The following is a 2,233-nucleotide window of genomic DNA, read 5'->3' on the forward strand; positions in this document are numbered from 1 at the left end:
TATTATTGGTAATTCGCATTCATTTCACCTCTTAACGTCCGACAACGCCTGTGCCGTTAATTAGTTTATCAAGCATCTCGTCCATGGTCGTTATAACCCGCGCCGCGGCGTTATAGCCTTTTTGGAAGCGAATCATATTGGTCATTTCTTCGTCCATATTAACACCGGCAGTGGACTCGCGCCAGTTTCTTATCTGATTTACCAGCGTCTTTTGATTGTCAGTCAGCCGTTCGGCATCTTGCGTTTGAACTCCTAACGAGCCAATTACAGTTGAGTAATAGTTGTCCAACGAAGTATCGCCTAGTATTGAGCTTTTCTCGGTTTTCAGCCAGTTGCCCAGTAAAATTGCATTATCACCGGCGGCATTACCTTGCGGAATAGTAAAGGTGTAAGTATCAACACCTGCCTGATTATTAGGTGAATCAGCTACTGAAAATGTAATACTAGCGCCATTAACAACAAACGGTGTCGTTCCAGCAACCCAGGTAGTTCCATCAGTAGAGTATTCAAATGCATCTACATGATCTCCCGTGACCCCAGTTACCCTAACTGTTATATTAGTCGAAGCAGTTGCGGTATAAGTACCGGTAACATCTACAGTCGCCGTGCCACCGTTACCGCTGCTATGGGCTACAGCAACATTTCCGGCTAGGGTTTTGGCGGCAATTTTGGCCAAACCATTCGCAGGATCAAATAGCGCCGGATTTACTTTTATAGCCGCAAGCCACCCACCAATTGAAGGCGACACTGTGCTGTAATCCACCCCGTTATCGCCGAAAAAGTTATTTCCAGTAGTATTATCAGTACCATATCCAGCCCGATGCACGGCATTAAAATCCTGCAGCAGGAACTGGCTGATTGTATTTAATTTATTCATGTAGCCTTTAATACCATTTTCCTGGTCGCGAGCTTCTAATAGCCCCTTAAGTTCTCCGTTTGTAAAACTCATAGGATGAGTGGAATTAGCCGCATAAACATCCCTAACCTCATAACCGTAATCAGCGTCTTTCCTTGGTTCAGTTCGCAGCACCGTTCTACCGTTCCCATCTACTAACGTAACGCCGGCCGATTGGATGCTGTAATTACCATATTTATCTTCATTTACAGTGACCTTAGTAATTGTCGATAACTGATCAACCAATAGGTCGCGCCGATCCCTCAGGTCGTTAGCATGGTCTACGCCACCAACTTCGATATTGCAGATCTGGCGGTTAAGACTATATATTTCTGATGTTATTTGATTTATCTTGCCAACTTTAATATCGATAACGGAATTAATGTCAGCAGCCATATCTGTTAGCTGCTGAGCACCATGGGTTATGGCATTTACCAACTCGACCCCACGCTGCCGCACAGTAGCCCGCGCACCCTCGTCTGAAGCGTTAGTAGCTAATGTCTGCAGCGAAGTCCAGAACTTATTTAAAACGGTTTGTATTCCAGTTGCAGTGGGTTCTTGGAAAACGCCTTCAATTTTAGACAATGTATCTAGCATGGTTTGTCCATAACCAAGTGAAGACAACTCTTTCCACATTTGCCTATCAACAAAAGTATCGCGTGCCCGCATTATCGACTCGACTGTTACACCTGTGCCAAGCTGCATGACGCCCCTGTTTCCATAGACGTTTTCAGTGCTAGTAGTCGTCAAGTTGACAGTCTGCCGGGAATAGCCTTCAGTATTGGCATTAGCAATATTATGACCGACAGTGTCTAACGCAACCTGTTGGGCGTAGATGCCCCTTACTAATGTATTTAAACCGCCAAAAGTAGATCCCATGTAAATTCACTCCATCTAGAATATTCCAAATTATACTTTATGATCAAAGAGCGCTCGCGATGGCGCCGGTTTATCACTTTGCCGCCCTTTGGAGGCGTAGGTAGGTCCTGATTGATTCTGCGCCAAAATATTAATGTTGTAATTTACAAAATTGAGCGCATGCTGTATTAGCTGAGTATTCACTTTGTTAAGAGGAGCAAGTTCGCCAAGGACTTTTTCAAAATCAGCATTTATTCTCTTTAATCGGCTGGCAGTATTATCGTCGGCGTGTTTTGATATATTTTCGAGCGTTATTTCACTCGGCGTAAGTCCTAATACATTGCCGATTTCTTTCACAATATCCGACCGCTGATTATCCAGTTTACCAGCCTGCAAAATCAGCAATTCTTCTTGTTTAGTAATTTGCTCAAGTCTTTGGCCGTCGGCCGCTACCAAAACAGTCCGTTTTTCCTGACTCAA

General features: G+C 44.2%; 2 protein-coding genes. Both read right to left on the minus strand.

Annotation, left to right across the window (positions count from 1 at the left end; translation table 11 throughout):
* Positions 1-31: 31 nt before the first annotated feature.
* The gene (gene flgK, locus GX348_07545) at positions 32-1,774 is read right to left on the minus strand and encodes a flagellar hook-associated protein FlgK (protein ID NLP42037.1); all 1,743 of its coding nucleotides are present in this window, start codon (positions 1,772-1,774) and stop codon (positions 32-34) included.
* Positions 1,775-1,804: 30 nt separating this feature from the next.
* Positions 1,805-2,233 (minus strand): flagellar protein FlgN (locus GX348_07550; protein ID NLP42038.1); only part of this gene is annotated, 429 nt, incomplete at its 5' end.

Source organism: Veillonellaceae bacterium (genome assembly GCA_012523975.1).
Lineage (GTDB): Bacteria > Bacillota > Negativicutes > JAAYSF01 > JAAYSF01 > JAAYSF01.

Excerpts from the sequence above, each read along its gene's own strand:
- flgK (NLP42037.1), bottom strand. The coding sequence starts at position 1,774 with ATGGGATCTACTTTTGGCGGTTTAAATACATTAGTAAGGGGCATCTAC.